Here is a 26,763-nt window from a genome sequence, read left to right on the forward strand (position 1 = left end):
TGAGCATATTGGACTAGGTTTTTTATTATGCGTATTTTTGAGCGAATTCACCGTAAACTCAATTGGTCTACACGTCGATATGTGGGGCTGGTTGTAGGGTTATTGGCGCTAGGCTATTTATCTTCCGCTGTATATCACATGTATAAGCCTTTACCAGAAGGGCTGGATTACACGGGTAAATTACGTCATGCAAATGTGGAATTTTTGGTTGATCAAACTTATCTCGATACGACAGGTCAGCAACATGTAGATCAGCAAATTTTCAAGCAAATGCTTCAATTGATTGAGCAGGCGCAAAGCACGATTGTGATCGATATGTTCTTGTTTAATCAGCAAGTAGGCGATTCTAAAGTACAGCATCAAGCGCTTATGCAACAATTGACGAATGCGCTTATTGAGAAGCGTAAATACAATCCTAATCTCGAAATTAAGTTCATCACTGATCCAATCAATACCGTTTACGGTGGTGTGTATTCTGAGCAATACCATGACTTGCGCCAAGTTGGGATTGATGTGATTGAAACCGATTTAAGTCCATTGCGTGCATCTAATCCAACGTGGTCTGGCATTTGGTATTTATGTTGTCAGGGAATGGGAAATAACACGGAATCAGGCTGGTTGCCGAATCCATTTGGCAATGAAAAAATCACTTTGCGTAGCTACTTTGAGCTTCTAAATTTTAAAGCCAATCATCGTAAAACTATGGTGGTGGACACGGTTGATGGTTGGAAAGCCTTAGTTAGTTCCATGAATCCACATGATGGAAGCTCACGCCATTCAAATGTGGCCTTGTTAGTTCAAGGCAAAACCGCACTGGATGTGCTGCAGACAGAACAAGCCGTTGGTGCAATGTCGAAAGCCAATTTGCCGGCAGTGATTACGGGCGAATTTGAAGAGGCGAAAACATTACCGCAAGTTCAAGTGCTGACTGAAGGTGCGATTTATCAGGCGGTACTTGACTCGATTAAAAGTAGTCAAAAGGCTGGCGTAGAAATCGACATCGCAATGTTTTATTTATCTGAGCGTCAGATTATTCAGCAGTTAATTGCAGCACATCAACGCGGTGTAAAAATCCGAGTACTCTTAGATCCAAATAAAGATGCGTTTGGCCGTACTAAAAATGGTATTCCTAACCGGCCAGTGGCGGCTGAGCTGAACAATGCGGGTATTGATGTGCGTTGGTGCAATACCCAAGGCGAGCAGTGCCACAGTAAAATGCTGTTAAAACGTGATATGTATACGACTCAATTGATTTTAGGTTCGGCAAATTTCACTGCGCGCAATTTAAAAAACTATAATTTGGAAACAGATTTAAATGTTATTGGTGGGCGTGATGCTCGGGTATTTACACAAGCCAATCAGTATTTTAATCGTGCATGGTCAAATTTAGATGGCCGTCAAATGAGTGTGCCATATCGTCAATATGCTGATGAATCTAAACTGAAATATGCCTTATACCGTTTTATGGAATGGAGCGGGTTATCTACTTTTTAGAATTGTATTAATCTCCTTCAATCCCTCTTTTCAAAAGAGGGACTTTCCTCCCTTTTTAAAGGGAGGTTAGGAGGGATTTAATCAGTTTTAATTCTTCGGTTCTGGATTTGGTGGTACTAAGGTATCTAAATCCTTATCCGTCATATTATCCAATTCATGCAAATCAGTTTTGATTTTCCACTTGGTTTCATCTTCTACAGGTTGTGGCAAGCGTGCCTCAAGCCAGTCACAGACCACATCGGGTGGAAAGTCGTCATGATTACATTGAATGACCCATGCTAAAAATTGTTTAGCTTCACCATTCATATAGGGTGGTGGTGATACCGGTAAAAACTGAGTCGGTAAGCGTTCATTTTTAGAAATATAGTTCAACACATGGCCAAGCTCTTGTACGGTTTGCCATGCCAAGGGATGATCGACATTAATTTGAAATTTAAACCACCATGCACTTTTACCATCTGTACCATAAGAGTCAATATGGTTTTGTTGCACACTCGGAACTTTACAGAAGAATTGATAAAGTCGGTCAAAACTTAATTCAGACACAGCTTTGGATCCACAACGAAATAAAAAGAATATTAGCATATTCCACTGTAATGAATGCTCATTCAATCTTATTCATGCTTATCTACGGCATTGCAAAAAATCCCTGCAGTGTTCATTTTTTCTCCTAAAAATGCTTTTATAATGAATGCACATATAGAGGAGGAGCATCTTGTGAGAACAGCATTATTTGCATTAAGTCTAACAGCTGGATTACTCAGTGCGAGTCCGTTGACCTTTGCTGAAAATCAATGGGCAAACTATCAGGGTGTTCCGAGTGCGCAGCAAAACAGACCTATGCCACCGCATAATGGTTATCAGCAACAGGGGCACCGTCCTAACTATCCACAACAGCCTAATGTTCAGCATTATCCGCAGTATCCAAACAATTCACAGCATCGTCCGCCCATTTACCCAAATCAACCGCGTCCGCCACAGCACCGTCCACCAATTCAAAATGGTATTAGTATCCAGTACCAAGCACCCACAACAATTATTCAAAATTCGCAAAGTTATAGTTGGGTCAATGGTGATCCTGCTACGGCCAGTATTTCGAGTTCCACTTATCGTGTGATTTCAGATTGGCACCGACTAGGTTTGCCTGCACCACCAACAGGTATGTTTTGGATCTTTGAAAATGGTCGTTATGTCTTAGCATCGAATTGATCAGGTTTTATCAGATATCCCGAACCCTCACTTCACGTCACTTTTAAAAGCAGTGCTTTAAAGCTTGCTCAGGTGAGGACGGGCACTATCAGAGTCTATGCGAGTTCATCATCTTCTGGGCGTGGGGTTTTGCCTTCAGGTAGTGGTTTTTCGGTGTGTTTATCACGAATAACCGATGGATATGTCCAAGATGCATAGCGCACGACCAAAATGGCAAAGGCTAAAATTAAAATAGACCCCGTAATAATCACCAAATCCATACTGGCTTTGTGCGTGTGTTGGATGTCAGCAATTAATAATCGTGTCAGTGCTGTAATGGCAATATAAATTAGAAAACGTACGGGCATGTGATTGGTTTTAAAGTATATCCCCACCATTGCACCCAGTTCTAAGTAAATAAACAGCAAGAGAATATCGTCAATAGTCGCGAATTTTTTTACGGTGAGTATTTCAAAAACCGTATGTCCAGCAGACCAAATCACCATACAGCCAATAATAAATAAAGCAATGTAGTGAAAGCTTTCTACGGCAAGATTGCCTAAACGATCGAGGAGGGATTCAAGTTTTATAATTCGTGGGTCGCGGTGGCTCATGGCTTATCCTCCTATATAAAGTGTTAAATTTCATTAAATAACAAGCAAGTTTCATGCACATTAAATAGCGAAATTAGATTTTTTTTAAATAAATTGGCTGAATTTTAATGTTATGTTGTTCGGGTGATATTTCGTCTGAGAAAAATAGAATGTATTTGCCGACTCATTTTCAGCAGGAAGATTTAACGGAGCTATTTGACTGTATTGAAGCGCATCCATTAGCCAGTGTGATGGTGGTTCATGAAGGGGAAATTGAGGCCAATCATATTCCGCTGGAACTGGATCGTTCAGCTGGCAAAAAGGGCATGCTTCGTGGGCATATTGCCAAAGCAAATTCGCTGTTTAACTTACTGGAACATGAGCGATCAGCTTATGTGATTTTTCATGCAGATCAGGCATATATTTCGCCAAATTGGTACGAAGGAAAACAAGAACATCACCGCGTCGTGCCGACATGGAATTATCGTGTAGTGCATGTCAAAGGCAAAATACGTAAAGTCACGGATGAAAAATATTTGCGTGGAATTTTGGCTCGTTTAACTCGTACTCATGAAGCCACGCAAGCTGTGCCATGGAAAATGGGTGATGCACCGAATGATTTTATTATTGAACAATTAGAGAAAATTGTGGCGATTGAAATCGAAATAGACTCAATTGTGGGTAAGTTTAAAGTGAGTCAAAACCGCAGTATTGTAGATGCGATGAATGTAGCAAAGGCGTTGGCGACTTCGAATGCTGAAATGGCAGATTCGGTGCGGCAGTATCATCCAGTAGAGAAATAAAAAAAGCCCGAATATTCGGGCTTTTTTATTTCAAACTTAAGGAGGCTTAAGCCTGATTGGTAAAGTAATCTTCAGAGAAGTTCATAATTACTTCAGAACCTGCTTTTACTTTTTGAATGCGTACAGCAAGTTCAGGTAAAACGCGTTGAACGAAATACAGTGCAAGAGACAGTTTGTTTTGATAGAACTCGCCGTCTTTATCTTTGGCTGCATTGGCAATGCGGGCAAACATATAAGAGAAGCTGAGTAGGCCTACAGCATGTAGATAATCCACCGCTGCAGAGTTCGAGAATTCTACGTTTTCACTTGCTGCTTCAAGTACATATTGCGTTACAGACTCAACTTCTGCAGCTGCATCTAAAGTTGCATCTTTAATGAAGTTTAGGTCAGCGCTTAAGTCATTGGCAAAATCACGGATTTCTTGGATGTATTCAGCAATGAACGCGCCGCCACATTTAATGGTTTTACGGCCGATTAAATCTTGAGATTGAACGCCGTTGGTACCTTCGTAAATTTGGGCAATACGTAAGTCACGGATACATTGTTCCATACCCCATTCACGGATAAAGCCATGTCCACCAAACACCATTTGTGCATCTAAAGTGGCGTTGAATGCTGTGTCTGTTAGGTATGCTTTTGCAATTGGTGTTAAAAGCGCAACACGGTCATTGGCTTTTTTCACTGCTTCTGCATCGGTAGAGAATTTAGTGATGTCGAGTTGCTGGCCAACATAGACTGCAAATGCACGAGATGCTTCATTGTTCGCACGTGCATTTAATAACATACGACGTACATCACCGTGAACTAAAATGCTGTCCGCTGGTTTAGCAGGGGATTGCACGCCAGATGCGCTACGGCCTTGTAGACGGTCTGTCGCATATTGCGCAGCATTTTGGTATGCAAATTCAGAAGCGCCGAGGCCTTGAATACCCATAGATAAACGTTCGTAGTTCATCATCACGAACATTGCAGCAAGGCCTTCGTTTTCTTTACCCACGAGGTAACCTTTCGCGCCGTCAAAGTTCATTACACACGTTGCAGATGCTTTGATCCCCATTTTGTGTTCGATTGAACCTGGGCCTGCTGCATTGCGCTCACCTAAAGAACCGTCAGCATTCACGATGAACTTCGGCACGATAAACAGTGAAATACCGCGTGAACCTGCAGGTGCATCTGGTGTTTTTGCCAAGACTAAGTGAATGATGTTTTCAGAAAGATCGTGGTCACCGCCAGTAATGAAAATTTTCGTACCTGTGATGTTGTAGGTGCCGTCTTCATTGCGTTCAGCTTTAGTTTTAATAATGCCTAAGTCTGTACCTGCATGTGGTTCAGTTAAGCACATCGTGCCTGACCATTCACCTGTATACATTTTTGGTAGGTAAGTTTCTTTTTGCTCTTGTGATGCATAGCTGTTTAATGCCATGCCTGCACCAACTGAAAGAAGCGGGTAGAGCATGAAAGATGGATTCGTCGCAAAAAGCATTTCGTCAGACAGAACAGTCAGCATTTTTGGCATGCCTTGACCGCCCCATTCTTCGTCTGCACCTAGACCAATCCAGCCACCTTCAGCATATTGTTTAAATGCTTCTTTAAAGCCAGCAGGTGTTGTTACGCTACCGTTGTTATATGTTGCACCTTCTTCATCACCTGTACGGTTTAAAGGATGCGTTACGTTTTGAGCAAATTTTGCCATTTCTTCTAAAATTGCTTCAGCCGTTGCTGCATCTACATGTGCAAGATTTTCATTGTCTTGCCAGAATTGTTCTGCTTTAAATACATCGTTTAGGATGAATTTCATGTCCGCAAGAGGTGCGTTATAAATTGGCATCGTGTGTCACCTGTTTATTGTTTGATTCGTAACGATTTAATCAGTCTAAGCGATAATTTTTTGCAGTGTTAGACGACTAAAGGCTTAATTTTTGAATTAGTTATAAAGAAAAAGGACTGCCAAATCAATGACTGTCCTTTGTTCTTTTTATTGTTCAGTGTGCACTGAAATTAGAATGCAAAGTGTTCAGCATCTAAAGTCATGAGTGGATCTACACCACCAGCAATCACGTCTACGTGTGCGCGAACACGTGGCAAGATTTTCTTGAAGTAGAAACGTGCTGTTGTGATTTTCGCGTTGTAGAAGTCAACTTCAGTTGTACCTGCTGCAAGTGCTTCTTGTGCTACAAGTGCCATACGTGCCCATAGGAAAGCAAGTGTTACGTAGCCAGAGAAGTATAGGTAATCAACTGCTGCGCCACCCACTTCGTCAGGGTTTTGCATTGCTTTCATACCAATTTGCATTGTTAAGTCACCCCATTCTTTGTTTAGGGTAGCAAGCGGTGCAACAAACTCAGCCATTGCTGCATTATCTTTGTTTGCTTCTGCAAATTTGTGGATGATCTTAGTGAAGTCTTTCAACATTGCACCTTGAGTACCCAATACTTTACGGCCTAACAAGTCAATCGCTTGGATTTCAGTTGTACCTTCGTATAAGCAAGAGATACGTGTATCACGTACGATTTGCTCCATACCGTGTTCTGAAATGAAACCGTGACCACCGAAGACTTGAACACCGTGTTTCGCAGATTCAGAACCTGTTTCAGTTAAGAATGCTTTAGCGATTGGTGTAAGAAGAGACAAGATGTTGTCAGAGAACTTACGTTCTTCTTCAGTCGCGCCTTTTTCTACCACGTCAGCGTGTTGAGCAAGTAAGTAAACTAGTGCACGACCGCCTTCTGCAAATGCTTTTTGTGTGAATAGCATGTTGCGTACAGCAGGGTGAACGATAATTGGATCTGCTTCTTTTTCTGGTGCTTTAGGGCCAGTTAAAGAACGCATTGCTAGACGGTCTTTTGCATAAGTTAAAGCACCTTGGAAAGCGCCTTCAGATGCAGATAGACCTTGTACAGCAGTACCAATACGTGCAGTGTTCATGAATGTGAACATGCAGTTTAGGCCACGGTTTTCTGGTCCAATGAGGAAACCTTTTGCGTTGTCAAAGTTGATCACGCATGTAGAGTTACCATGGATACCCATTTTGTGTTCGATTGAACCACAACGTACGCCGTTACGCTCGCCTACAGAACCATCTGCAGTTAAGTTGAACTTAGGTACGATGAATAAAGAAATACCTTTTGTACCTTTAGGTGCGCCAGGAAGACGTGCAAGAACGATGTGGACGATGTTCTCAGCCATGTCGTGTTCACCAGCAGAGATAAAGATTTTCTCGCCAGAAATTGCATAGCTACCATCTGCTTGTGGTTCAGCTTTAGTACGGATAATACCAAGGTCAGAACCTGCATGAGATTCTGTTAAGCACATTGTGCCCGTCCAAACACCTGATACTAGGTTTGGAAGGTAAGCTGCTTTTTGTTCTGCAGAACCATGGTGCTCTAAAGTACGTACAGCACCATGAGAAAGACCAGGGTACATACCCCAAGCCCAGTTCGCAGTACCGACCATTTCAGAGATAGAAATACCTAAAGAGTTTGGTAATGCTTGACCGCCAAACTCTTCATCTGCAGAAAGAGAAGGGAAGCCTAGTTCGATGTATTTTTGATACGCTTCTTTAAAGCCAGTTGGAGTTGTTACAACGCCATCGTTCCAAGTACAGCCTTCACGGTCGCCGACTTGGTTTAAAGGAGATAGTTCGTTTTCACAGAAATCTGCAGCGGCTTCTAAATATTGGTCAACCAATTCACGGCTTACGGTGTCAGAAAATGCAGGAAGTTTCGCATAATGTTCTTCAGCATTTAATAATTCATGCAGAACGAATTGCATATCACGTAAAGGCGCTTTGTATTGTGGCATATCGTTTTCCTCAATACTGGTTTCTACCAGCGTTAATAATCCTAAATAAAGGTTAATCGTGTCTTCAATGACACATGTTTTTGCAATGGGTTAATCGTGCAACATCTTATTGTAAGGTACAAGCATTTCCAGGGCATTTCTTAGTGACTGTAAAGTCAAAGAATCTGATCTTGAAAATCCTAAGTGTGTAGAGTGTATACAGTTTTGCTTCAATATTAATGAGCAGAATAGTCAAAAACGTAAAAAGTTATGTCGCCTCATAAAGCGCTATTTAAAACAGTTGCTTAACGATAATTAAGTTGTTGTATCAAAGGGCTGAAGGTGATGAGTACATGCAGAGGCTAAATGGAGTCATGAAAAGTGAAATACTGTGCATAAAAAAGGCGCGCAATAGAGCGCCTCATGTGACTATTTCTAGTCTATCGGATCTTTTGTGTCAGCTTAAGCGGTTTTAAGGGGGGCATTAGGGATAAAGCGAACTTCACATTTACCTGCAATCGTACGTTCGCCAGATTTAATTTGTACCGCTGTACCATTGGCTTTAGCTTGGCAAGCTTGAGCAATGGCTTGTTGATGTGCTTGACGCTCAGCTAAACGTTGATCGAATTGTTTAACCAATTCAGCGCGTTTGGCATCTGTGAGTGGCTCAGCAGAACGCATGTGCATTGGGCCATTCATATCACCACGCATTGGACGGTGTTCGCCACGCATTGGCTTTTGTTCTGCACGTGCTTGCTTGAACTCTTGTTTGATCGCTTGACGATCCGCTTTAAATTGAACCGTGCAGGTACCATCAATAACTTTGTCACCAGCTTTGACTTGAACGGCAGTCCCCGATGCTTTGTTATCGCAGGCCTGCTTCATTTCTTTAAACACTTGGCGTTGTTCAGCACGCATTTCTTTCATTTGCTCGCGTTGTTCTGGAGACATTTTGCGCGCTGAATCACCATGATGTTCTTTCATCATACGTTGATGATCATTGGCTTGATTTGCAGTGGTTGATTGGCAGGCTGTTAATGCACCCATACTGATAACACTTGCACCGATTAACGCGAGTTTGGTCGTTTTGTTCATTGGTTTCGCCCCACTGCATATATTGAATATTTGATGCTTAAAGATTAAATAATAATGATGAAGAAACAATGAAGAGTTTTTTAGACCAGTGTTCGTTACAATAATAAATATAGAAGAAAAAATAGAGACTCTATTTTGAATATCCGTCGTGTGCCCATTGCTTTACGTTTATTTCTGACTGTGCTGTTGACCACTTTAGTGATCACAACGGTGAGTTTGGGCGTGCTTCATTGGAATATGCAACGTAATTTTACCAATTATGTTGCAGATGTTGAAATGCAGAAACTGGATTTACTGATCCATAATTTGTCCGATGTCTATGATGTGTATCAGGACTGGGGCAATGCTATTCAGGCGCAAATATTACAAATAGAAGGTAATGCAGGGCCTGATGACTATGACCGATTATCAAATTGGTGGTTACGTCGTCAGTATGATATTGCACTGCAACAACGCTATTTTAAAGAACATACTTTGGTGGCAGCCACCCCGACTCTAAATCCATCGGATATTGAAAAACATAAGGCGGATCTTGCCGAATTAGATTTTATTGAACGTAATTTACCTTCGGAATTTCGCCCATTTGATGGCTTAAAATTTCCTTTAAGTTCAAATCAAAATGTATTTAGACCCAAAGATCCGAAGGATGCAAAAGCATCGGAACAAGCAGACTCTTCAAAATCACAACCCGATGGCAAAAAGCAATTTATTCAAATGCCAGATCGTTTGGGCTTGAGCTCACGTTTATCTTTATATGATGCAAAACACCAATTTGTTGTGGGCGAACCAACAGATGCAAATATTTCCTATCGTCCGATTATGGTGAAAAATCAGGTCGTTGGTTATTTGGGTTTAAAACCTGTACTTGATCAAGATGATGCGATTAGTATTAACTTTTTTAGTAAGCAGAAACGTTATTTGATTTTGGTGTATGGTTTAACCTTATTGGCCAGTTTAATTGCTTCATTATTACTAGCGACCTATTTTAAAAAGCCGATTCAGCGCTTATTAAATGGAACACGTGAATTAACCAAAGGCCATTATCAGCATCAAATTACTGTCAATCGTAATGATGAGTTAGGCGATTTATCAAATGAGTTAAATCAGTTGGCCATGATTTTAGATCAACATGAAACATCACGTCGTCAATGGGTGGCCGATACTTCACATGAACTGAAAACCCCGCTGGCTGTACTCCAAGCGCAAATTGAAGCCATGCAGGATGGCATACGTAAGCCAACGCCTGAGCATTTTGCCTCAATGCTCAATCAGGTGAGCAGTTTGAAAAAACTGACCCAAGATTTGGCAGATTTAGCACAAGCTGAAGCGATGCAATTGAAATGCTATATGGCCAATGTGAATCCGTGGCAGGTGATTGTGCAAGAAGTTGAAAACTTTAAGCCGAAGTTTGAGCAGGCACACTTAACAGTGAGTGCACAGGGTGAGGGTGCTGATTTACAATTGGATATAGACCGTTTTAAACAAATTATGGTGAACTTACTGGGTAACAGTATTCGTTATACTGAAGCGGGTGGTGAGGTTCGAATTCATACTGAACAAAATGATGCCTATTGGATGGTGTACGTTGACGATAGTCCATTAGGGCTCAGCGATGAGCAGTTGGCTAATTTAGGGCAACGCTTCTATCGTGTAGACGATTCGCGCACACGCAGTACTGGTGGAACAGGTTTAGGTTTGGCATTATCTGGCAAAATTGCGCAAGCAATGGGTGGTGAGCTCAGTTTTGATCATTCGCCATTGGGTGGATTACGTTGCAAGTTAAGCTTCCCAAAACAAGTGAACTCTTAAAAGGAAAATAAGCATTTATGAAGCATATTATGCTGGTTGAAGATGAAGTAGAACTTGCACAACTGGTGCGTGATTATTTAGAAGCAGCAGGCTTTGAAGTGAGCATGTTTCATGATGGCCAAGAGGCCTATGAGAGTTTTACACAGCGTAAGCCTAGTCTAATGATTTTAGATTTGATGGTGCCGCGTATGGATGGTCTCACCATTTGCCGTAAAGTGCGTGAGCAGTCAGATCTGCCAATTATTATGGTCACTGCCCGTACTGAGGAAATTGACCGTGTGTTGGGCTTAAATATGGGTGCAGATGATTATGTTTGTAAGCCTTTTAGCCCGAAAGAATTGGTTGCACGTGTACAAGCGGTATTACGTCGTCTAGAGCGTAAAGCTGAGCCAGAAAGCAACGATTTATTCCGTATGGACAAAGGCCAGCAACGTGTTTGGTATCAGCAAAAGTCATTAAACCTCACACCAACAGAGTTTCGATTACTGGAACTATTTTTGGAGCATGTGGGGCAAGTGTATTCGCGTGCGCAGTTGCTAGATCACATTAACCCAGACAGCTTTGATGTTGCTGACCGTGTCATTGACAGCCACATTAAAAACCTACGCCGTAAAATTTCTGAAGCTGCCGAAACGGGCAACCGTCATGAGTGGATTCAGGCGGTGTATGGCGTTGGTTATCGTTTTGAATATCCTGAAGATTAATTATATTTAGATCATCTCAAGGCGAATGCATACAAATGTGTTCGCCTTTTTTATTGGGGTGAGTTAGCCACAATAGCGCCTAACACGGCTAAAAAGATTTACAATCTACTTTTTTATCAGATGAGAACGTGTTGTGAGCAGCCAAATGCCTCAACTGCAGCGCCGATTGAAGAACCGCCATATTCAGCTGATTGCCATGGGCGGTGCAATTGGTACAGGCCTATTTTTAGGTTCTGCACATATTATTGAATCGGCTGGGCCATCGATCATTTTAGGTTATTTGATTGGCGGTTTGATTGCCTTTTTAATTATGCGCCAGCTGGGTGAAATGATTGTACAAGAGCCAGTAACAGGTTCATTCAGTTATTTTGCCTTTAAATATTGGGGTAATTTTGCAGGATTTTTAACAGGCTGGAACTACTGGATTTTGTATATTTTAGTGGTGATGACTGAGCTGACGGCCATTGGTAAATATGTGAATTATTGGTGGCCACATGTGCCAGCATGGGTTTCGGTACTGGTATTTTTTGCGGTCATTACCCTTGCCAATTTAGCCAATGTCAAACTGTATGCAGAATCTGAATTTTGGCTGTCGATGATTAAAGTTGTAGCCATTGTTGCCATGATTATTTTTGGTGTGTATTTGCTACTTACCGCAAGTGCAGATTCAACCGCTTCAATCAGTAATTTGTGGGCACATGGGGGCTTTTTCCCGCATGGTTTTGAAGGCTTATTTTATATGTTGGCCTTTATGATGTTTGCCTTTGGTGGCATTGAGCTGATCAGCATGGCGGCCGCTGAAACTGAAAACCCCGATCAAAACATCCCGAAAGCGGTAAATCAAACCGTGATCCGCGTGTTCTTGTTTTATATCTGCTCTTTGGCGGTCTTGCTGTCGCTGGTGCCTTGGAATCAATTGAAACTTGGTGGTTTGGATCATAGCCCATTTGTGATGATCTTTAATCAGATGGGGATTGATTGGGCGGCACATTTGTTGAATTTTATTATTTTGACGGCGTCAGTTTCGGTCTGTAACAGCGGAATGTATGCCAATAGTCGTATGCTGTTAGGCTTGGCAGAACAGGGCAATGCACCTAAAGTCTTTAAGCAAGTGAATAAGCACGGTACGCCGATGGCTGCAGTTTTATTTTCTGCGTTGCTGATTTTTGGTTGTGTGTTGCTGAATTATTTCTTGCCTGAAAAAGCTTTAAGTTATTTGATTTATATTGTGGTGAGTGCTGCTGTACTGAATTGGATGTTGATCAGCTTGATTCATTTGAAATTTAGAAAAGCAATGCAGCAACAGGGTATACAGACTAAATTTCCAGCCTTATGTGCACCATTCACCAACTATTTTGTTTTAGCGTTCATGCTGATGATTTTATACATCATGTGGAATCAGGGCTTTATGCTGTCGGTACTGATGCAGCCACTATGGATTTTACTGCTATTTGTACTGTTTAAAGTGATGCAAACAAAGAAGGTTTAATGCAATAAAGGCTTAGGGAAGAGCCTTTTAAAGTATCCAATTTTAAAAGTAAATTTGTTTAACAACGATGTTGAAAGCGTTTTAAGAAATTGCCTTTAGAAGCAAATAGATTTTAAATTTTAATTTGTACATTGACCTAAATGACTTTAAAAAATTAAAGCCATTTAGGTCTGCTTTTATATTTTATGGATTGAAGGCTTGTTTAAACATTGGAACTAAAAGCTTATTCCCATATTCACTTAAATGATTACCATCACGATAAATCGGGCGTCCTTTATATTCAGAAATACATTCATTTCCTTTACATAAAAGTAATGCAGGGTCTAAGACCTTGGCCTGACATTGCGCTGCACTTTCCTGAATAATTTTGCGAATTTCTCCTGATCTTTTTAAGTAGGCATCGTGTGAAATAAATATTTTTTCATTGCGCTTGTAGAATACATTCTTAATAATTCTTTGCGGTAAATTGAAACCCACTTCTGGAATCGGTTGCACGATATATACAGGGTTAGTCTTAGAGGTTTGACATAAAACTTCAGTGAGATTTTTTTGAAATGAAATCATTCGATTCTTTTGAGTGATATTTGGATTATCATCAAAATAAACAGAAGGTTTAGAGCCTCTCGCGTCCATGTGATCCGGGTCATTTTCTCCAATTAAGTAGCTTGGATATCTGGCAATGAACACCATTGGAATATTTTCATATTTTTTGGATGCAATTAAGTTTAAACGTTGTTGGTTGATTTCTGGGCAAGGACTTTTATCTTTGTAAAATTGCATATTGGGAATAAATGGGCAAGCAGCAGTTGCAAATGAAATGATACCTTCTGCTTTCAAATTAAAACTTGTTGCTACAGAAGTGGTCAATGCATCAGCATGGCTATCTCCAACAACAATAGCTTGAATTTTAGCTGGATTTCCTATGATACATTCATGTAACTCTTGTTGGTCGCAATCATAAGGATTGGTGTTATTGATTTCTTCATTCGCTATTTTAGCTGCTTCTGGAAGTCGTGAATCTACACCATCATTTGATTTAAGAAAATGTCCAAAGCCTAAAAGGAATAAAGCGAGATAAATTGCTTTTACTTTATAAATTTCTTTCCACGATGAATAGCGTGGGAAATGAATCTTTTCAATAGCGTGATAACTTAAGAAACCACATAAAATTGACAGCGGTATTCCGTATATCCACCAATTTTCGAGACCAAGGTAGAAACCCAATACAACCAAGGGCCAGTGCCAAACATAAATTGAGTAAGACCATTTACCAATATGACTAAAAACAGGATTGTTAATGAAAATATTCTGTTGGTACTGACTCACAATAATTAAATACGCACCAAGGACGGGAATTAGCGCCATATAACCCGGCCAAAGCGTATCTTTAGAGATAAAGATATACGATGCTAGAATTAGCACGAGCCCTAAGCATTGGGTCATAAGCTGTGACTTTTTGGTGTTTAATGACCAAGGATAGAGGAATGCTAAACCACCTATGAGCATTTCCCATGCACGGCTAGTCAGTAAAAAATAGGCAGTTTTGCTGTCTTTATAGGTTGCATATATACAATAAATAAAGCTGACTAAAAACAGCCCAAGCACTACACGTTTTAAATTATGAAGGCTTAAATATTTTTTAAGCATCAAAATGATAAGTGGAAAAAATATATAAAATTGCCACTCAACAGACAAAGACCATGTATGTAACAACCATTTAGTATGCTCAGCAGTATCGAAATAGCCCCCACCTTTTGAAAAAAGAAGATTGGAGATAAAGAAAGAGCTTTTTTCGATTTGTCGCCCTAAATCTTTATAATCAACAGGGGCTAAATAGAACCAACCAAATACCAGCACAACCGCGATCATTGCAGCAAGTACAGGAATAATCCGGTTTGCTCGTGCGGTGTAAAATTTAAACAGATTAAATGTGTTTTTTTCAATGCCATTAAAAATAATGGCTGTCATCAAAAAGCCAGAAATGACAAAGAAGACATCTACACCAGCAAAACCACCAGTTAGCCATTGTGGATTAAAGTGAAAAAGTACAACGGCCAATACAGCTATGGCTCGTAATCCATTGATATCGTGTCTGAATTGCATAAATAAAATAGCTAATCATTTAATTTGGGGGGGATTCTAACTTTAATTAGAGATTGATCGATTGAAATTTCTATTTTTTTTAAATTAAAAATCATGCTATAGGAGACGTAAGAGCTCAATTCGCTGTTGCTCAGCTTTTTTTAGCTTTGAGACCACCAATTCATAAGAATTCAGCACCAAATCTTGCAGCAATTCATCTTCCAACGCTTCATCTGCAAATACAGAAATCCAATGCTGCTTATTCATGTGCCAGCCTGCGCGAATAAAGGGATAAATATCTCTAAGCATGCTTCCATTGTCTGGCAGTACCTTTAAGTTGATCGCTGCTTTGCTTTCTAAATGAAAACTTAGCATAAAAACTTTATCCATGACCTTATACACATCACAGCCGTCGCCAAACGGTTGAGTCACTGTTACTTCCGGCAGTTTTAGGGCGGTATGGGCAACAATTTGATGTAAATGCATAAGCAGTCGGTTCTAATTGTAATTGTGGATAATGTTTAAATTATCCACAATTTTGAGCTGATTCAAGCTTGAGTGTGTGGATAAATTTTAAGAAGAACAGCTGACCATGACTTCAGGTACATCGCTTGGCAATGGCCCTAAATCTGCTGCTTGTTCAAGTTCAGGCTGTTTGCTAAATGGCTGGCTGAGCAATGTAAACAAACGCTCAACTTCCGAAAAATCATTACGCTCAGCAAGTTCAATTGCCTTTTGCGCCATGTGGTTACGCAAAATGTATTGCGGGTTGGCTTGTGCCATTTCAGCATCTAAAGCATGGGTATCCTGATTTTCACGGATGCTTTCATATTGCGTTAGGAAAGCTTCAAAAGCACGGCGGTCAAGGCAGTCATCTTTAATGGTTTCATATTGTTTTTCTTGCAGACGGATAAAGCTTTGCGTGTAGTCGAGCTGTTCGGTCTGCAAAATACGCAAGAACGCCATTGCGCAGTCAAAACTGTCTGTGTGGAAACTTGGCAGGCCCATTTTCTGAGCTAAGCCCAATTTATAATGCTCCAAGAAGGTCAGTTCAAAATGCTCTAAACATTTGGCTAGATCTTCTTTCCATTGTTCTTTGTCATAGTCTGCAGGGCAGAGCGGTACTAAGTTATTCAGCCATTGCCATAAATTCCAATGACCAATACTTGGCTGCTGCTGGTAGGTATAACGGCCTTGGTAGTCCGAATGATTGTTGACCCAATTTGGACGGAAGCGCTCTAAGAAACCATAAGGGCCAAAGTCCAGAGTCGAACCTGTGATATTGAGATTATCGGTATTCATTACGCCATGTGCAAAGCCGACCAGCTGCCATTTCGCAATCATCACGGCGGTACGCTGAATGACTTGAGTGGCAAATGCTAAAATTGGCTGCTCTGCCTCTAAGCAATCAGGGTAATGCCATTCGATACATTTTTGGGTGAATTCAGGCAGTAAATCCCCCTGATATTGATTGATCCATTCAAAATGCCCCAAGCGAATATGACAGTCTGAAGTGCGCAGCACCATTGCGCCTAATTCTAATTTTTCACGCTGTACACCTTGCTCGGAGCTGGTGAAACCAACTGCATTGCTGGATGTAACGCCTAAGCTGTTAAGCGCATGTCCTGCCAAATATTCACGAATGGTTGAGCGCAGTACTGCACGGCCGTCACCCATCCGTGAGTAAGGCGTAGAACCAGCGCCTTTTAAATGCAGGTCAATGGTTTGCCCATCTTTATCTACAATTTGCGCAATCAGCAAACCGCGACCATCACCTAATTGTCCTGCCCATTGCCCAAATTGATGGCCCGCATAAACCATCGCCAAAGGTTCAAATTCGGCAAAAGTTTTTTGACCGCTGCAGATTTCAACCCAGTGCTGAATATCATCTTCTGACCATTGTAGCTGTGCGGCCAAAGCTGCATTAAAATGGCCAGCCTTAGCGCCTTTGAGCGGGCTTGGCTGCTGATGGTGATATAGGCGGGAAGGGAGCGTGTTATAGCGCGGGTTAAACTGCATAGTTGTCTTGGAAAAAGTAGCTGTGCTGAAACTATAGCAAAGTGAAGGCAGTGATGGCAGAGCCAGATGTTACGGTATTTATTATGCAGCGCAAAAAATAAAGCCCCATGACGGGGCTTTATCTGCAGCGCTTCAGTTTATTCTGAAACTGCTTTCTTTTTAATGTTGCGCATGAGCGTTGTAACTGTTTCACGGTGCTGTGAAAGGCGCTGTTCAACTTGCTGGAATTCAAGTTTTAGCTTGTCATCCATTTGGTGAATTTTTTCAGCGACTGCAGTCTTTTTCGCTTGAATTTCTTGTTCTTTCAGCTTAGCCCAATCATTTAGCGTGTTAGTAAACGCATCATATTCAAGAGCAATTTTGCTTTTTACTTGAGCTACGTCATCATTTACATTTAGGCCATAAACAGCTAGATCTTGTTCTGCATATTTAAACTTCATCGCAAGTTCAGCTTTCTTGATGTTAAAGCTTGGGATACGACGTAAATTCTTAGCAAGACCTAATTTAGAACAGGTCCAAATTAACCATTTTGTAGGATCGTACTGCCACCATTTCACACCGTTACGGTAGTCGTATTGGAAAATGTGGTGGTAGTTGTGGTAACCCTCACCCCAAGTTGCAATCGCAAGGATGAAGTTGTCACGTGCAGTATTTTCGTCTGTATATGGACGAGAACCCCACATGTGGCACAGTGAGTTAATAAAGAATGTTACATGATGGCTCAGAATCAAACGTACTAGGCCGCCAAGCAGCAATACGCCCCACATGTCGCCAACAGCCCAGCCGATCGGCAATAAAATACCGGCATGAACTGCAATGACTAAAGGCACATAGTATTTGTCTTGGAACATGACCAATTTATTGTTTAATAAATCCGGTGCATTTTTATAGTTGGCGCCGCCTGACTTATAGTCACGAAGCATCCAGCCAATATGCGCGAACCAAAAACCGCGGTTAATTGAGTACGGGTCGTGATCGACATCATCAACATGACGGTGATGGGTACGGTGGCCAGAAGCCCAAAACAAAATACTGTTTTGTACTGCAAATGTGCCCATGATCATCAGGACAATTTGCATTGGCAAAGTCGCTTCATAAGCGCGGTGCGCCCATAAGCGGTGATATCCCGCCGTGATCCCCAAGCTACTGAAGCCAAGCAGCACAAACATGCTGATCCAGGCTGCCGCGCTAAAATCATGGTGGTATGCATATAACGGGATTGCAATAATTGCCACAAGCGGCAAAAACAACAGTGCGAAAACGGCAATCCAGTTGATTGGTGCTTTGGGTTGGGGAGCGGTCATCGCCAGCTTAACTCCTAGAACCTTGGGAGGTATATCAGAATACAAAAACCATAAATGGATTATGGATTAATAGAACTGCATATTAGCATGAGCTTTCTCATGCTCACAGCATTATTGCACAACTGTATTGTGCAAAACAGTAACAGAATAAAACCGCGATTTAATTTATTTCCAATCCGTTGCTGTTGCTGGCTTAGATGCGGTTTTATATTGCCCTGAAATGTGCAAAACGCATAGCGAAATTAGTGGACCTTCGGTCATTATTTCCACAGTGTTTTAGTCGGATTTTTTAATGCTTTTGAGGCTGTTAACTGCATCATAGAATAGTATATTTATGTTGATTCAGGCGATATCTAAATGCTGTAGCATTAGTTTTGGAAAGTCTGTAATCAGCCCATTAACGCCCATTTTTTGCAAATGTTTGGCACGTTCGACATCATTCACTGTCCAGACACTGATTTTTAAATCAGCTTGCTGTGTAGCCAGCAGGATTTCATCGTTCGCCAGCTGATTCATCCAGCCGATTTGACAACAGCCCAATTGCAATGCCTGTTCGATGGCTAAAAGGCCGATATCTTCTTCAATGAGCAAACCGCGTTTAAAGGTTGAATTCTGCTGCTGTAAAGCTTGATGAATTTTTAAGTCGAAACTGGTGATCACCGCATTGTGCTCAAAGCCTTGCAGCTGTTTTTGCAATTCGCTAATTAAGGCGTTGGCCTGTTCTGCTGTCTCGACTGCTTTGACTTCAACCTCTAAGTGCTCAAAGTCCTGCATGATGTTCAGGCTTAGCTTTAAAGTTGGAGTGATTTGTTTAGGCCAGTCCAGCCAAATATGCGCTTGGTTATAAGGTTCGAGTTCTAGGCTTGAACATGCATACAGCTGTTGGTCTATGCCTGTGGTGCGCAGGAAATTATCATCATGCATGATGATCAGTTCATGGTCTTTAAGCTGGCGGACATCAAATTCTACAGCGCGTATGCCAAGGTCATGGATGTATTGGAAGCCTGCGAGGGTGTTTTCTGGGGCTTCGCCACGGGCGCCACGGTGTCCGATGATTTGCATGATCATTTTTCTGTTATGTGTTTGTAGCTGATTTTAACGCTAAAGACATGAGAGTTAAAAGTAGTTACATGAATATAGGATGAGCAAAAGCCTTATTGGTCGTGTTGGGTATAATTTGTGCTAAAAAAATTAGCTGGGGGATTGGATGCTGCCTTTACAGCATTGGAATCCTGTGAAAAGTTAAATTGATTTGTGAAGCTGATCTTTTACTTTTGAAAGATCAAAAGTAACAAAAATCTATTGTTGGGTAAAAGGTTCGTCCCTGAAACCTTTACCCAACGGCGGCATCCTTGCCGCCTGTCGCGAATTAGACATTGTATAAGACGCATTTTTTAAGGCAGATTAAACGGTTTAGAATGATCTGAATTTAAATCGTGTCGTTAATGTTCTTTTGCCAAAGCACTTCAGAACCGCCTTCTGCACGTTGTAATGTACGTGATGCGACAAATAACCAGTCAGACAGGCGGTTCAAAAGCTGCAATGACGGCGCTTGAATGTTTTGGTCACGGTTATGTACAGCCATTAAACGGCGTTCTGCACGTCGGCAAACGCTACGTGCTTGATGAGCAAAGCTGCACACCAATGTTCCAGATGGCAAAATAAAGTCTTTTAGCATCGGCAATGCTTCATTCATTCGGTCAATGTCATTTTCCAAAAACTCAATAGATACAGGCTGTACCAAGTTGAAGTTTGGAATGCAGACTTCACCGCCCAAATCGAATAACCAATGCTGAATTAGACTAAGAGATTTATCCCAAGCCGCTTTGTCTTCAATGTTGCTGAGGGCAATATGCGAACGCAGAATACCAATACTTGAATTGAGTTCATCGACATCGCCTAAGGCTTCAATGCGTAAATCATCCTTTGCTACACGTGATCCGTCACCTAAACCTGTCGTGCCTGAGTCGCCAGTGCGGGTATAAATTTTACTTAAACGGTGGCCCATTTTAATTGTCCATTTTTGATAAAAAGTTGAATAAAGTGATGTGCATTAATATTTAACAGTGACACCGATAGAGGCTAAACGCCCACCATTCATATAATACAAACCTGAACCATACGATGAGGTTTCGTATTCGACATCACCAATATTTTGTAAATTGGTAAAGACTTTGAGGTTGGGATTGATATTCCAAAAAGCGCTCATATCAATGGTGGCATATCCAGGATTGCGTGCCTGATAATCCACGGCATCTGACTTAGCATTTAAGGTTGCATTCATGCCATACATGTCATTGCTCCAACCTGTAGTCAAGCTTAAGTTCTGACGTGGTCGGCGCTGTAAATCTTGTTTTTTCTCATTATCTTGTGCTTTCACATAATGATAGCTGAGTTTGCTTGACCACCCGCCATTTTGCCATTGCAGATAGGTTTCCACACCTTTATACACCGCTGTATTAAGGTTTTCTAAGGTGTAATTAGGGCCATTCACAATCAAATGATCCACTTTGGTATGTTACACGGACAGACCGGTACTTAGCCCATGATTCAGTTTTTGGTCGACACCAACTTCATAAGAAATGCTTTCTTCGGGCTTTAAGTTTGGATTACCTGACCAACTGTTATAGCGTTCGTCTAAGGTTGGTGATTTAAACGCTGTACCAATATTGGCATACACACTGGTGAGTGGCAGTGCTTGCAGACGAATCGCAGCTTGACCAATGGTATGGCTGCCATATTTTGCATCATCTTCTAGGCGAATTCCGAGCTGGGTATTAAGACCACCTTGATGATATTGATGTTGTACGTAATAACCAGTGCTACGGTTATCATCTTGATAGGCCGTGCCATAAGACACAATATCACCGCTGATTTTACGATGTGTGATCCCGCTTAAAAGCGTTTGCTTTGGCGTCAGCTCAAGTTTTGAATAGATTTCCGCTTCTTGGGTTTTATTGTGGGTGAAGTCGGTGGTTGTGACCTGATCTAGCTCATCTTTAAATTGAGAAAGGCGGGCGTGCAGTTCTAAAGCAGGTAATAGACGCACTTCACCACGTAGGTTGATCATTTCATTGTTAAAATCTTGCGCGACATTGCTGTAGTTCAAGCAGTTATAGTCTTTATCTTCATTGCTACAACTGACATAAAAGCTACGACCATCGTTATGACTATAGTCCAATGAAAATGCATGATTTTCTTGTTTTGATCCGACTTTTGCACTCCAGCCTTTTTGGTCATAGCTTGCTCTGCTCAGTTCATCTAGGTCAAACACTTTGGTGGCATCTGATTCTAAGCGTTGCCCTCGAATCTGTGCGTAATAGCCATTTTTTGCGGCATCTGCGCCAATAATACTTTTATAGGTTTTGTGTTCACCCACTTCCGTACTGGCAAAGGCTGTATTTTTCGTTGGTGTCTTGGAAATAATTTGTACCACACCGCCAATCGCATCTGAGCCATACAACACAGAGGCAGGGCCTTTTAACACTTCTATTTGTTGAATATCGGTAGTATCTAGAAACTGTAATGGCGCCATGCCCGAGGTGGTTGAATTTAAGCGCACACCATCGCGCAGTACTAAGGTATGGTCAGATTCTGTGCCACGCACAAAAATCGAAGCCACTTGTCCTAAACCGCCGTTTTGCACCATATTGATAGATGCATCGTTACGCATTAAATCACTCATTTGGGAAATAGGGGATTGCGCTATGGTTGCAGGTTCAATAATAGATATACGCGCAGGTACATTTTCTAATTTTTCTGCAGAACGTGTTGCTGTGACGACAATGGTATCCAATTGAGGTTGTGCAATGGAATCTGCTGCAACAGACATTGGGGAGTTAAAAAGACAAAGGGCAGATATGCCAGCTGCAAGCGCAGTCGGCTGAAAAGGAAAAGGCATACAAAGCTCCATGCATTTACCCCACGTAAATGATTGAGTGATAGAACACAGTTGGCAGGTATCGGACTGGCAAGGCATGGCTTGCGCACCGTTGCGGGGGCAGTGTTACAAAACTTCCCATGCCAACTGTTGTGAATGGCTTAAGTATAGAGAACTCCGATTTATCGAACAATCAAATCTATCGGGCATTTTAGGGTTGCTGCATATTCAGCTTGACTTGCTGTGGGGCAGAAACTAATCTGCCCATGCTTCAGGTGCTTCCTTAATTGAGAAGTGAAACTGGGAAGTCAGTCCAGCAGTATAGAGCTGTTGTTATCTGACACTGCCCCCGCAACGGTGAATCGTTATTCATAACGTAAGTCCGGAGACCGGCCTGATGCAGACCTATTCATAATGCGGCGGGCGTTATAGCGGGATTGCATGCTTCTGTCTGAAAAATGGCAAGCCTTGTCTTACCCCAAAACCGCCTCGCGTTATCCAACTTTTAATTCGCACGGGCGGTGCGATCGGGGAATACAGCATGCATTCTTTCTCTAAGACTCTACTCGGGTCGCTTTTTGTTTTATCTCCACTTTCTGCTGCGATGGCAGCCGACCAAGTTCATCAGCTTCCAGTCATTACCAACACGGTTGCCAATATTGTAGAGCAAGACTCACAAAAAACTTTGGCGGCAGTTACCGTCATTAACCGTGAAGAAATTGAACGTAAGCAATTTACGTCTTTGCAAGAATTGCTACGTACCGTACCAGGTGTGACCTATACCAACTCTGGCGGCCTAGGCCAGCCAACCAGTATTTCCATTCGTGGTACTGGCTCTACGGCGGTATTGGTGTTGGTGGATGGTCAAAAGCTTGGCTCGGCAACATCAGGTCAAACTTCATTTGAGCATTTGCCGATTGACCAAATTGAACGTGTCGAAGTAGTGAAAGGCCCGCGTTCAAGCTTATATGGTTCAGAAGCAGTGGGCGGTGTGATTCAAATCTTTACCCGTAAAGGTACGCAAAATGGCGTAAAACCATTTGCTTCGCTTAAGTATGGTTCACATGAAACCTATGATGCCAATGTCGGTGTGAATATTCGTCAAGATAATTCTTGGGCGACACTGAGTTTGGCGGGCTTAAAAACACAAGGCATGGATGTCACAACTTTGCCGACTGAAACAGATAAAGATGGTTATGAAAACTATTCTGCTTCAATTAAAGCGGGTCATCAGTTTAATGATCAATTTGCAGCTGACTTTAATGTTCTCTATGTAAATGGTGAAACAAATTACGACAGTCCATACAATGTAAATCCTTATAACAAGGTTGAGCAAAATGTGTATGGCGTAGGCTTTACCTATTCACCAGTGGATCTTTGGAAAATACAGCTGAAATTTGGCCGTTCAGAAGATAAATACGAAACCTTTAGTGCGGATAAATCGACTGGTGTATTTGATACCACAAAAGACAGCATCAGCTGGTTAAACACATTATCTTTCAATGCAAATAACACACTATTGGTGGGTGTGGATTACTTAAATGATCAAGTAGATAGCACCACCAATTACGATGAAAAAGAGCGTGATAATGTCGGTTACTATGCACAATATCTTGGAGATTTTGGTCGAGTGAACCTGCAAGCTGCCATTCGCCTAGATGATAATGAACAGTTTGGTGATCACACTACAGGCAATGCTGCTGTTGGTTATTCATTTAATGACAACTACAGCACTTATGTTTCATACGGTACTGCTTTCCGCTCGCCGACATTCAATGACTTATATTATCCGGGCTGGTCAAATCCAAACCTAGTCCCTGAAGAGTCTGAAAACATTGAAATTGGATTCAAAGGGTCGCAATGGTTGAACTGGTCTGTTTCTGCCTTCCATAATGAAATTGATAATATGATTTCAGGCGGAACCAATATTGCAAAAGCAAAAATTAAGGGTGTAGAGGCAGAGTTTGGTCAATCTCTTGATAACTTCACGTGGAACTTAAATTATACCTATCAAGAGCCTGAATATAACTCGGGCGCAACAAAGGGCAACCAAATTGCAGGCCGTGCAGGCCAGTTGTTGAATGTGTCTGCGGATTATACGATGGATAAATGGACGCTAGGTGGCTCTGTACACGCAGAAGACCAGCGTTATAAAGACGCTGCCAATACAACAAGCTTTGGCAGTTTTGCGACAGCAGATGTGCGTTTAACTTATCAAGCGACACCTGAATTTTCTGTACAAGCCAAACTTGCGAATATGTTTGATAAAGAATATTACACCGTGTATGACTCATTTGATGACTATTACTACCGTCAAGAAGGCCGTACGGCTTGGGTAACTCTGCGTTATGCAATGAAATAAGTTTGAGTTTGAAATATAAATTTAAAAAGCCTTGATCCGTCAGGGCTTTTTTTTTGCCATGAATGCATGCTGAAAATCCACGCAATTCATGAAAATTGCATTACAATGATTCGCCTTCATATTCATAGATAGGCTATGAATAGGGCGGAGTCAGAGCCAAAACAACATGCGAACCCGTGCCAAAATCTGCGGAATTACACGTATTCAAGATATTCAATCTGTCGTCCAAGCTGGCGCAGATGCGATAGGATTTGTATTCTTTGCGCCAAGCCCGCGCAGTGTAACGGCAGCGCAAGCTGCTGAGCTGATTCAGCATGTGCCGCCGTATGTGCAGACCGTGGGTTTATTTGTGAATGCATCGGCTGCAGAGATACAGGATATTTTAAAAATTTCACCTGTAGACATACTGCAATTTCATGGCGATGAAAGCCCTGAACAGTGCCAAACGATTGCACAAACTGTTGGGCGCCGCTGGTATAAAGCCATTCAGATGAAACCTGAACTGGATGTGATTGCAGAAATCCAAGCTTTTCAGCAGGCAGGGGCAAGCGCCGTACTATTGGATGCATGGCATCCTGAGCTGAAAGGCGGTACAGGGCATAGCTTTGACTGGGCACAGTTCCCAAAACTCGATATTCCTTTAATTTTGGCGGGCGGTTTAAAGCCTGACAATATTGAAGATGCGATTCAAACCACAGGCGCTTATGCCGTAGATGTGAGCGGTGGTGTAGAATCAAGTAAAGGTATTAAAGACCAACAACTCATAGAACGCTTTATGCAAGGAGTCCTTCGTGGATCAGCAAAATAAAATCGACTATACCCAATTCCCAGACGCACAAGGGCATTTTGGTATTCATGGCGGGCGTTTTGTGTCAGAAACTCTTATGGCAGCACTTGAGGACTTAGAAAAACTCTATTTCCGCATGAAAGATGATGCACAGTTTTTGGCAGAATTCGACCGTGACTTGGCGTATTACGTCGGTCGTCCAAGTCCTTTGTATTATGCTGAGCGATGGTCGAAAGAGTTGGGTGGTGCGCAAATTTACTTAAAACGTGAAGACCTGAACCATACAGGTTCACATAAAGTGAATAACACCATTGGTCAGGCTTTGTTGGCTAAACTTTCAGGTAAAAAACGTATTATTGCCGAAACTGGCGCGGGTCAGCACGGTGTAGCAACTGCAACGATTGCAGCGCGTTTAGGCCTTGAATGCGTGGTGTTCATGGGCGCAGAAGATGTTAAACGTCAAGCCATGAACGTATACCGTATGCGTTTACTTGGCGCAACGGTTGTACCTGTGGAAAGCGGTTCAAAAACATTGAAAGATGCCATGAACGAAGCGATGCGTGATTGGGTCACCAATGTTGATTCAACTTATTACGTGATTGGTACAGTTGCAGGTCCACACCCATATCCACAATTGGTTCGTGATTTCCAATCAATCATTGGTCGTGAAGCGCGTAAACAAATTCAGGAACAAGCAGGCCGTTTACCAGATGCTTTAGTTGCATGTGTGGGCGGCGGCTCAAATGCGATGGGCTTGTTCTATCCATTCTTAAATGATGAAGACGTGAAAATGTACGGTGTCGAAGCTGCAGGCTATGGCATTGAAACAGGCAAGCACTCTGCACCACTCAACGCAGGTCATGTCGGTGTACTTCACGGTAACCGTACTTACTTGATGTCGGATGATCAAGGTCAGATCATTGAAACACATTCAATTTCTGCCGGTTTGGACTACCCAGGTGTAGGCCCAGAACACAGTTTCTTGAAAGATATGCACCGTGTGAACTATGTGCCAATCAATGACACTGAAGCGCTACAAGGCTTCCGCGACTTAACACATATTGAAGGTATTATCCCTGCGTTAGAAAGTTCACATGCGATGGCTTATGTCACGAAACTTGCACCGACGATGGACAAAGACCAAATCATCATTGCGACTGTATCCGGCCGTGGCGATAAAGACTTAATGACAGTTGCCCGCATTGATGGCGTGGAAATGGTTGAGATGTAAAATCTCCCCCAACCCCTCTTTAATAAAGAGGGGAAAAGCCCTCCTTTGTTAAAGGAGGGTTGGGAGGATTAAAAAAATCGCGCATAAGTCATTTTGCGCGATTTTTTTTTATGACCTTAAATATAAGTCTAAAAAGGCCTACA

The 26,763-nt window shown here is 41.9% G+C and carries 20 protein-coding genes, 1 pseudogene and 1 riboswitch; of the genes and pseudogenes, 9 read left to right on the plus strand and 12 right to left on the minus strand.

What is annotated here, in order from left to right:
• Positions 1-27 precede the first annotated feature (27 nt).
• The gene (locus EXE29_RS04795) at positions 28-1,494 is read left to right on the plus strand and encodes a phospholipase D family protein (RefSeq protein ID WP_120364031.1); all 1,467 of its coding nucleotides are present in this window, start codon (positions 28-30) and stop codon (positions 1,492-1,494) included.
• 87 nt (positions 1,495-1,581) lie between these two features.
• Here EXE29_RS04795 and EXE29_RS04800 read toward each other — a convergent pair whose 3' ends face one another.
• Entirely contained in the window at positions 1,582-2,040 is a 459-nt protein-coding gene (locus tag EXE29_RS04800; RefSeq protein ID WP_117007211.1) for a hypothetical protein, read from the minus strand.
• Between the two features lie 171 nt (positions 2,041-2,211).
• On the opposite strand from EXE29_RS04800, the gene EXE29_RS04805 reads away from it, so the two are divergent.
• Complete coding sequence (locus tag EXE29_RS04805) at positions 2,212-2,703, plus strand: RcnB family protein (protein WP_227865854.1); 492 nt, start codon at positions 2,212-2,214, stop codon at positions 2,701-2,703.
• A 95-nt stretch (positions 2,704-2,798) separates the two neighbouring features.
• Here the strand turns inward: EXE29_RS04805 and EXE29_RS04810 are convergent, their stop codons facing one another.
• Entirely contained in the window at positions 2,799-3,296 is a 498-nt protein-coding gene (locus EXE29_RS04810) for a phosphate-starvation-inducible protein PsiE (RefSeq protein WP_106984644.1), read from the minus strand.
• A gap of 149 nt (positions 3,297-3,445) precedes the next feature.
• On the opposite strand from EXE29_RS04810, the gene EXE29_RS04815 reads away from it, so the two are divergent.
• Complete coding sequence (locus EXE29_RS04815) at positions 3,446-4,078, plus strand: FMN-binding negative transcriptional regulator (RefSeq protein WP_120364032.1); 633 nt, start codon at positions 3,446-3,448, stop codon at positions 4,076-4,078.
• A 46-nt stretch (positions 4,079-4,124) separates the two neighbouring features.
• Here the strand turns inward: EXE29_RS04815 and EXE29_RS04820 are convergent, their stop codons facing one another.
• The 3 genes from EXE29_RS04820 to EXE29_RS04830 all read right to left on the minus strand — a co-directional run bounded on the left by EXE29_RS04820 (position 4,125) and on the right by EXE29_RS04830 (position 8,953).
• Positions 4,125-5,906 carry an acyl-CoA dehydrogenase C-terminal domain-containing protein gene (locus EXE29_RS04820; protein ID WP_106986272.1) on the minus strand — a complete coding sequence of 594 codons (1,782 nt, stop codon included), beginning with the start codon at positions 5,904-5,906 and terminating at the stop codon, positions 4,125-4,127.
• 170 nt (positions 5,907-6,076) lie between these two features.
• A complete protein-coding gene (locus EXE29_RS04825) occupies positions 6,077-7,879 on the minus strand; it encodes an acyl-CoA dehydrogenase C-terminal domain-containing protein (protein ID WP_106986271.1) in 1,803 nt (600 codons plus the stop codon).
• A gap of 441 nt (positions 7,880-8,320) precedes the next feature.
• Positions 8,321-8,953, minus strand: a complete 633-nt coding sequence (locus EXE29_RS04830; protein WP_120364033.1) for a hypothetical protein — start codon at positions 8,951-8,953, stop codon at positions 8,321-8,323.
• A gap of 135 nt (positions 8,954-9,088) precedes the next feature.
• Between EXE29_RS04830 and baeS the strand changes: the two genes are divergently transcribed.
• The 3 genes from baeS (at position 9,089) to EXE29_RS04845 (ending at position 12,955) form a co-directional block, all read left to right on the plus strand.
• Positions 9,089-10,762, plus strand: a complete 1,674-nt coding sequence (baeS, locus tag EXE29_RS04835) for a sensor histidine kinase efflux regulator BaeS (RefSeq protein ID WP_120364034.1) — start codon at positions 9,089-9,091, stop codon at positions 10,760-10,762.
• A 17-nt stretch (positions 10,763-10,779) separates the two neighbouring features.
• Entirely contained in the window at positions 10,780-11,466 is a 687-nt protein-coding gene (locus EXE29_RS04840; protein WP_106986268.1) for a response regulator, read from the plus strand.
• 133 nt (positions 11,467-11,599) lie between these two features.
• Positions 11,600-12,955, plus strand: a complete 1,356-nt coding sequence (locus EXE29_RS04845) for an amino acid permease (RefSeq protein ID WP_120364035.1) — start codon at positions 11,600-11,602, stop codon at positions 12,953-12,955.
• A 183-nt stretch (positions 12,956-13,138) separates the two neighbouring features.
• On the opposite strand, the gene EXE29_RS04850 is transcribed toward EXE29_RS04845, so the two are convergent.
• The 7 genes and pseudogenes from EXE29_RS04850 to EXE29_RS04880 all read right to left on the minus strand — a co-directional run bounded on the left by EXE29_RS04850 (position 13,139) and on the right by EXE29_RS04880 (position 22,261).
• Positions 13,139-15,058: an acyltransferase family protein gene (locus EXE29_RS04850; protein WP_120364036.1), complete on the minus strand. Its 1,920-nt coding sequence runs from the start codon at positions 15,056-15,058 to the stop codon at positions 13,139-13,141.
• Positions 15,059-15,154: 96 nt separating this feature from the next.
• Positions 15,155-15,523: an MmcQ/YjbR family DNA-binding protein gene (locus tag EXE29_RS04855; protein WP_120364037.1), complete on the minus strand. Its 369-nt coding sequence runs from the start codon at positions 15,521-15,523 to the stop codon at positions 15,155-15,157.
• A gap of 87 nt (positions 15,524-15,610) precedes the next feature.
• Positions 15,611-17,056 carry a protein adenylyltransferase SelO gene (locus tag EXE29_RS04860; RefSeq protein ID WP_120364038.1) on the minus strand — a complete coding sequence of 482 codons (1,446 nt, stop codon included), beginning with the start codon at positions 17,054-17,056 and terminating at the stop codon, positions 15,611-15,613.
• A gap of 137 nt (positions 17,057-17,193) precedes the next feature.
• Positions 17,194-18,360 (minus strand): acyl-CoA desaturase, encoded by a 1,167-nt coding sequence (locus tag EXE29_RS04865; RefSeq protein WP_120364039.1) that lies wholly within the window; start codon positions 18,358-18,360, stop codon positions 17,194-17,196.
• Between the two features lie 342 nt (positions 18,361-18,702).
• Positions 18,703-19,422 (minus strand): glycerophosphodiester phosphodiesterase, encoded by a 720-nt coding sequence (locus EXE29_RS04870; protein ID WP_120364059.1) that lies wholly within the window; start codon positions 19,420-19,422, stop codon positions 18,703-18,705.
• A 367-nt stretch (positions 19,423-19,789) separates the two neighbouring features.
• Positions 19,790-20,368: a cob(I)yrinic acid a,c-diamide adenosyltransferase gene (locus tag EXE29_RS04875; RefSeq protein ID WP_117007220.1), complete on the minus strand. Its 579-nt coding sequence runs from the start codon at positions 20,366-20,368 to the stop codon at positions 19,790-19,792.
• A 45-nt stretch (positions 20,369-20,413) separates the two neighbouring features.
• Positions 20,414-22,261 (minus strand): annotated as a pseudogene (locus EXE29_RS04880) (TonB-dependent receptor plug domain-containing protein).
• Positions 22,262-22,496: 235 nt separating this feature from the next.
• Positions 22,497-22,652, plus strand: a riboswitch (cobalamin riboswitch).
• A gap of 129 nt (positions 22,653-22,781) precedes the next feature.
• On the opposite strand from EXE29_RS04880, the gene EXE29_RS04885 reads away from it, so the two are divergent.
• From EXE29_RS04885 to trpB, 3 genes are all read left to right on the plus strand, one after another.
• Entirely contained in the window at positions 22,782-24,602 is a 1,821-nt protein-coding gene (locus EXE29_RS04885) for a TonB-dependent receptor domain-containing protein (protein ID WP_120364040.1), read from the plus strand.
• Between the two features lie 166 nt (positions 24,603-24,768).
• On the plus strand, positions 24,769-25,410 hold the full coding sequence (locus EXE29_RS04890; RefSeq protein WP_120364041.1) for a phosphoribosylanthranilate isomerase: 642 nt from the start codon (positions 24,769-24,771) through the stop codon (positions 25,408-25,410).
• Positions 25,394-26,620 (plus strand): tryptophan synthase subunit beta, encoded by a 1,227-nt coding sequence (gene trpB / locus EXE29_RS04895; RefSeq protein ID WP_117007224.1) that lies wholly within the window; start codon positions 25,394-25,396, stop codon positions 26,618-26,620. The genes EXE29_RS04890 and trpB overlap by 17 nt, the downstream gene beginning before the upstream one ends.
• Positions 26,621-26,763 lie beyond the last annotated feature (143 nt).

This window comes from Acinetobacter sp. WCHAc060006, from assembly GCF_004209135.1.
GTDB classification, from domain to species: domain Bacteria; phylum Pseudomonadota; class Gammaproteobacteria; order Pseudomonadales; family Moraxellaceae; genus Acinetobacter; species Acinetobacter cumulans.

Bases quoted from the DNA above. Each gene is read 5' to 3' on its own strand.
- EXE29_RS04850 (WP_120364036.1), bottom strand. From the start codon at position 15,058: ATGCAATTCAGACACGATATCAATGGATTACGAGCCATAGCTGTATTG.
- EXE29_RS04875 (WP_117007220.1), bottom strand. From the start codon at position 20,368: ATGGGCCACCGTTTAAGTAAAATTTATACCCGCACTGGCGACTCAGGC.
- EXE29_RS04795 (WP_120364031.1), top strand. From the start codon at position 28: ATGCGTATTTTTGAGCGAATTCACCGTAAACTCAATTGGTCTACACGT.
- EXE29_RS04810 (WP_106984644.1), bottom strand. From the start codon at position 3,296: ATGAGCCACCGCGACCCACGAATTATAAAACTTGAATCCCTCCTCGAT.
- EXE29_RS04825 (WP_106986271.1), bottom strand. From the start codon at position 7,879: ATGCCACAATACAAAGCGCCTTTACGTGATATGCAATTCGTTCTGCAT.
- EXE29_RS04820 (WP_106986272.1), bottom strand. From the start codon at position 5,906: ATGCCAATTTATAACGCACCTCTTGCGGACATGAAATTCATCCTAAAC.
- EXE29_RS04840 (WP_106986268.1), top strand. From the start codon at position 10,780: ATGAAGCATATTATGCTGGTTGAAGATGAAGTAGAACTTGCACAACTG.
- EXE29_RS04855 (WP_120364037.1), bottom strand. From the start codon at position 15,523: ATGCATTTACATCAAATTGTTGCCCATACCGCCCTAAAACTGCCGGAA.
- EXE29_RS04815 (WP_120364032.1), top strand. From the start codon at position 3,446: ATGTATTTGCCGACTCATTTTCAGCAGGAAGATTTAACGGAGCTATTT.
- EXE29_RS04865 (WP_120364039.1), bottom strand. From the start codon at position 18,360: ATGACCGCTCCCCAACCCAAAGCACCAATCAACTGGATTGCCGTTTTC.
- EXE29_RS04870 (WP_120364059.1), bottom strand. From the start codon at position 19,422: ATGCAAATCATCGGACACCGTGGCGCCCGTGGCGAAGCCCCAGAAAAC.
- EXE29_RS04830 (WP_120364033.1), bottom strand. From the start codon at position 8,953: ATGAACAAAACGACCAAACTCGCGTTAATCGGTGCAAGTGTTATCAGT.
- EXE29_RS04885 (WP_120364040.1), top strand. From the start codon at position 22,782: ATGCATTCTTTCTCTAAGACTCTACTCGGGTCGCTTTTTGTTTTATCT.
- EXE29_RS04860 (WP_120364038.1), bottom strand. From the start codon at position 17,056: ATGCAGTTTAACCCGCGCTATAACACGCTCCCTTCCCGCCTATATCAC.
- EXE29_RS04890 (WP_120364041.1), top strand. From the start codon at position 24,769: ATGCGAACCCGTGCCAAAATCTGCGGAATTACACGTATTCAAGATATT.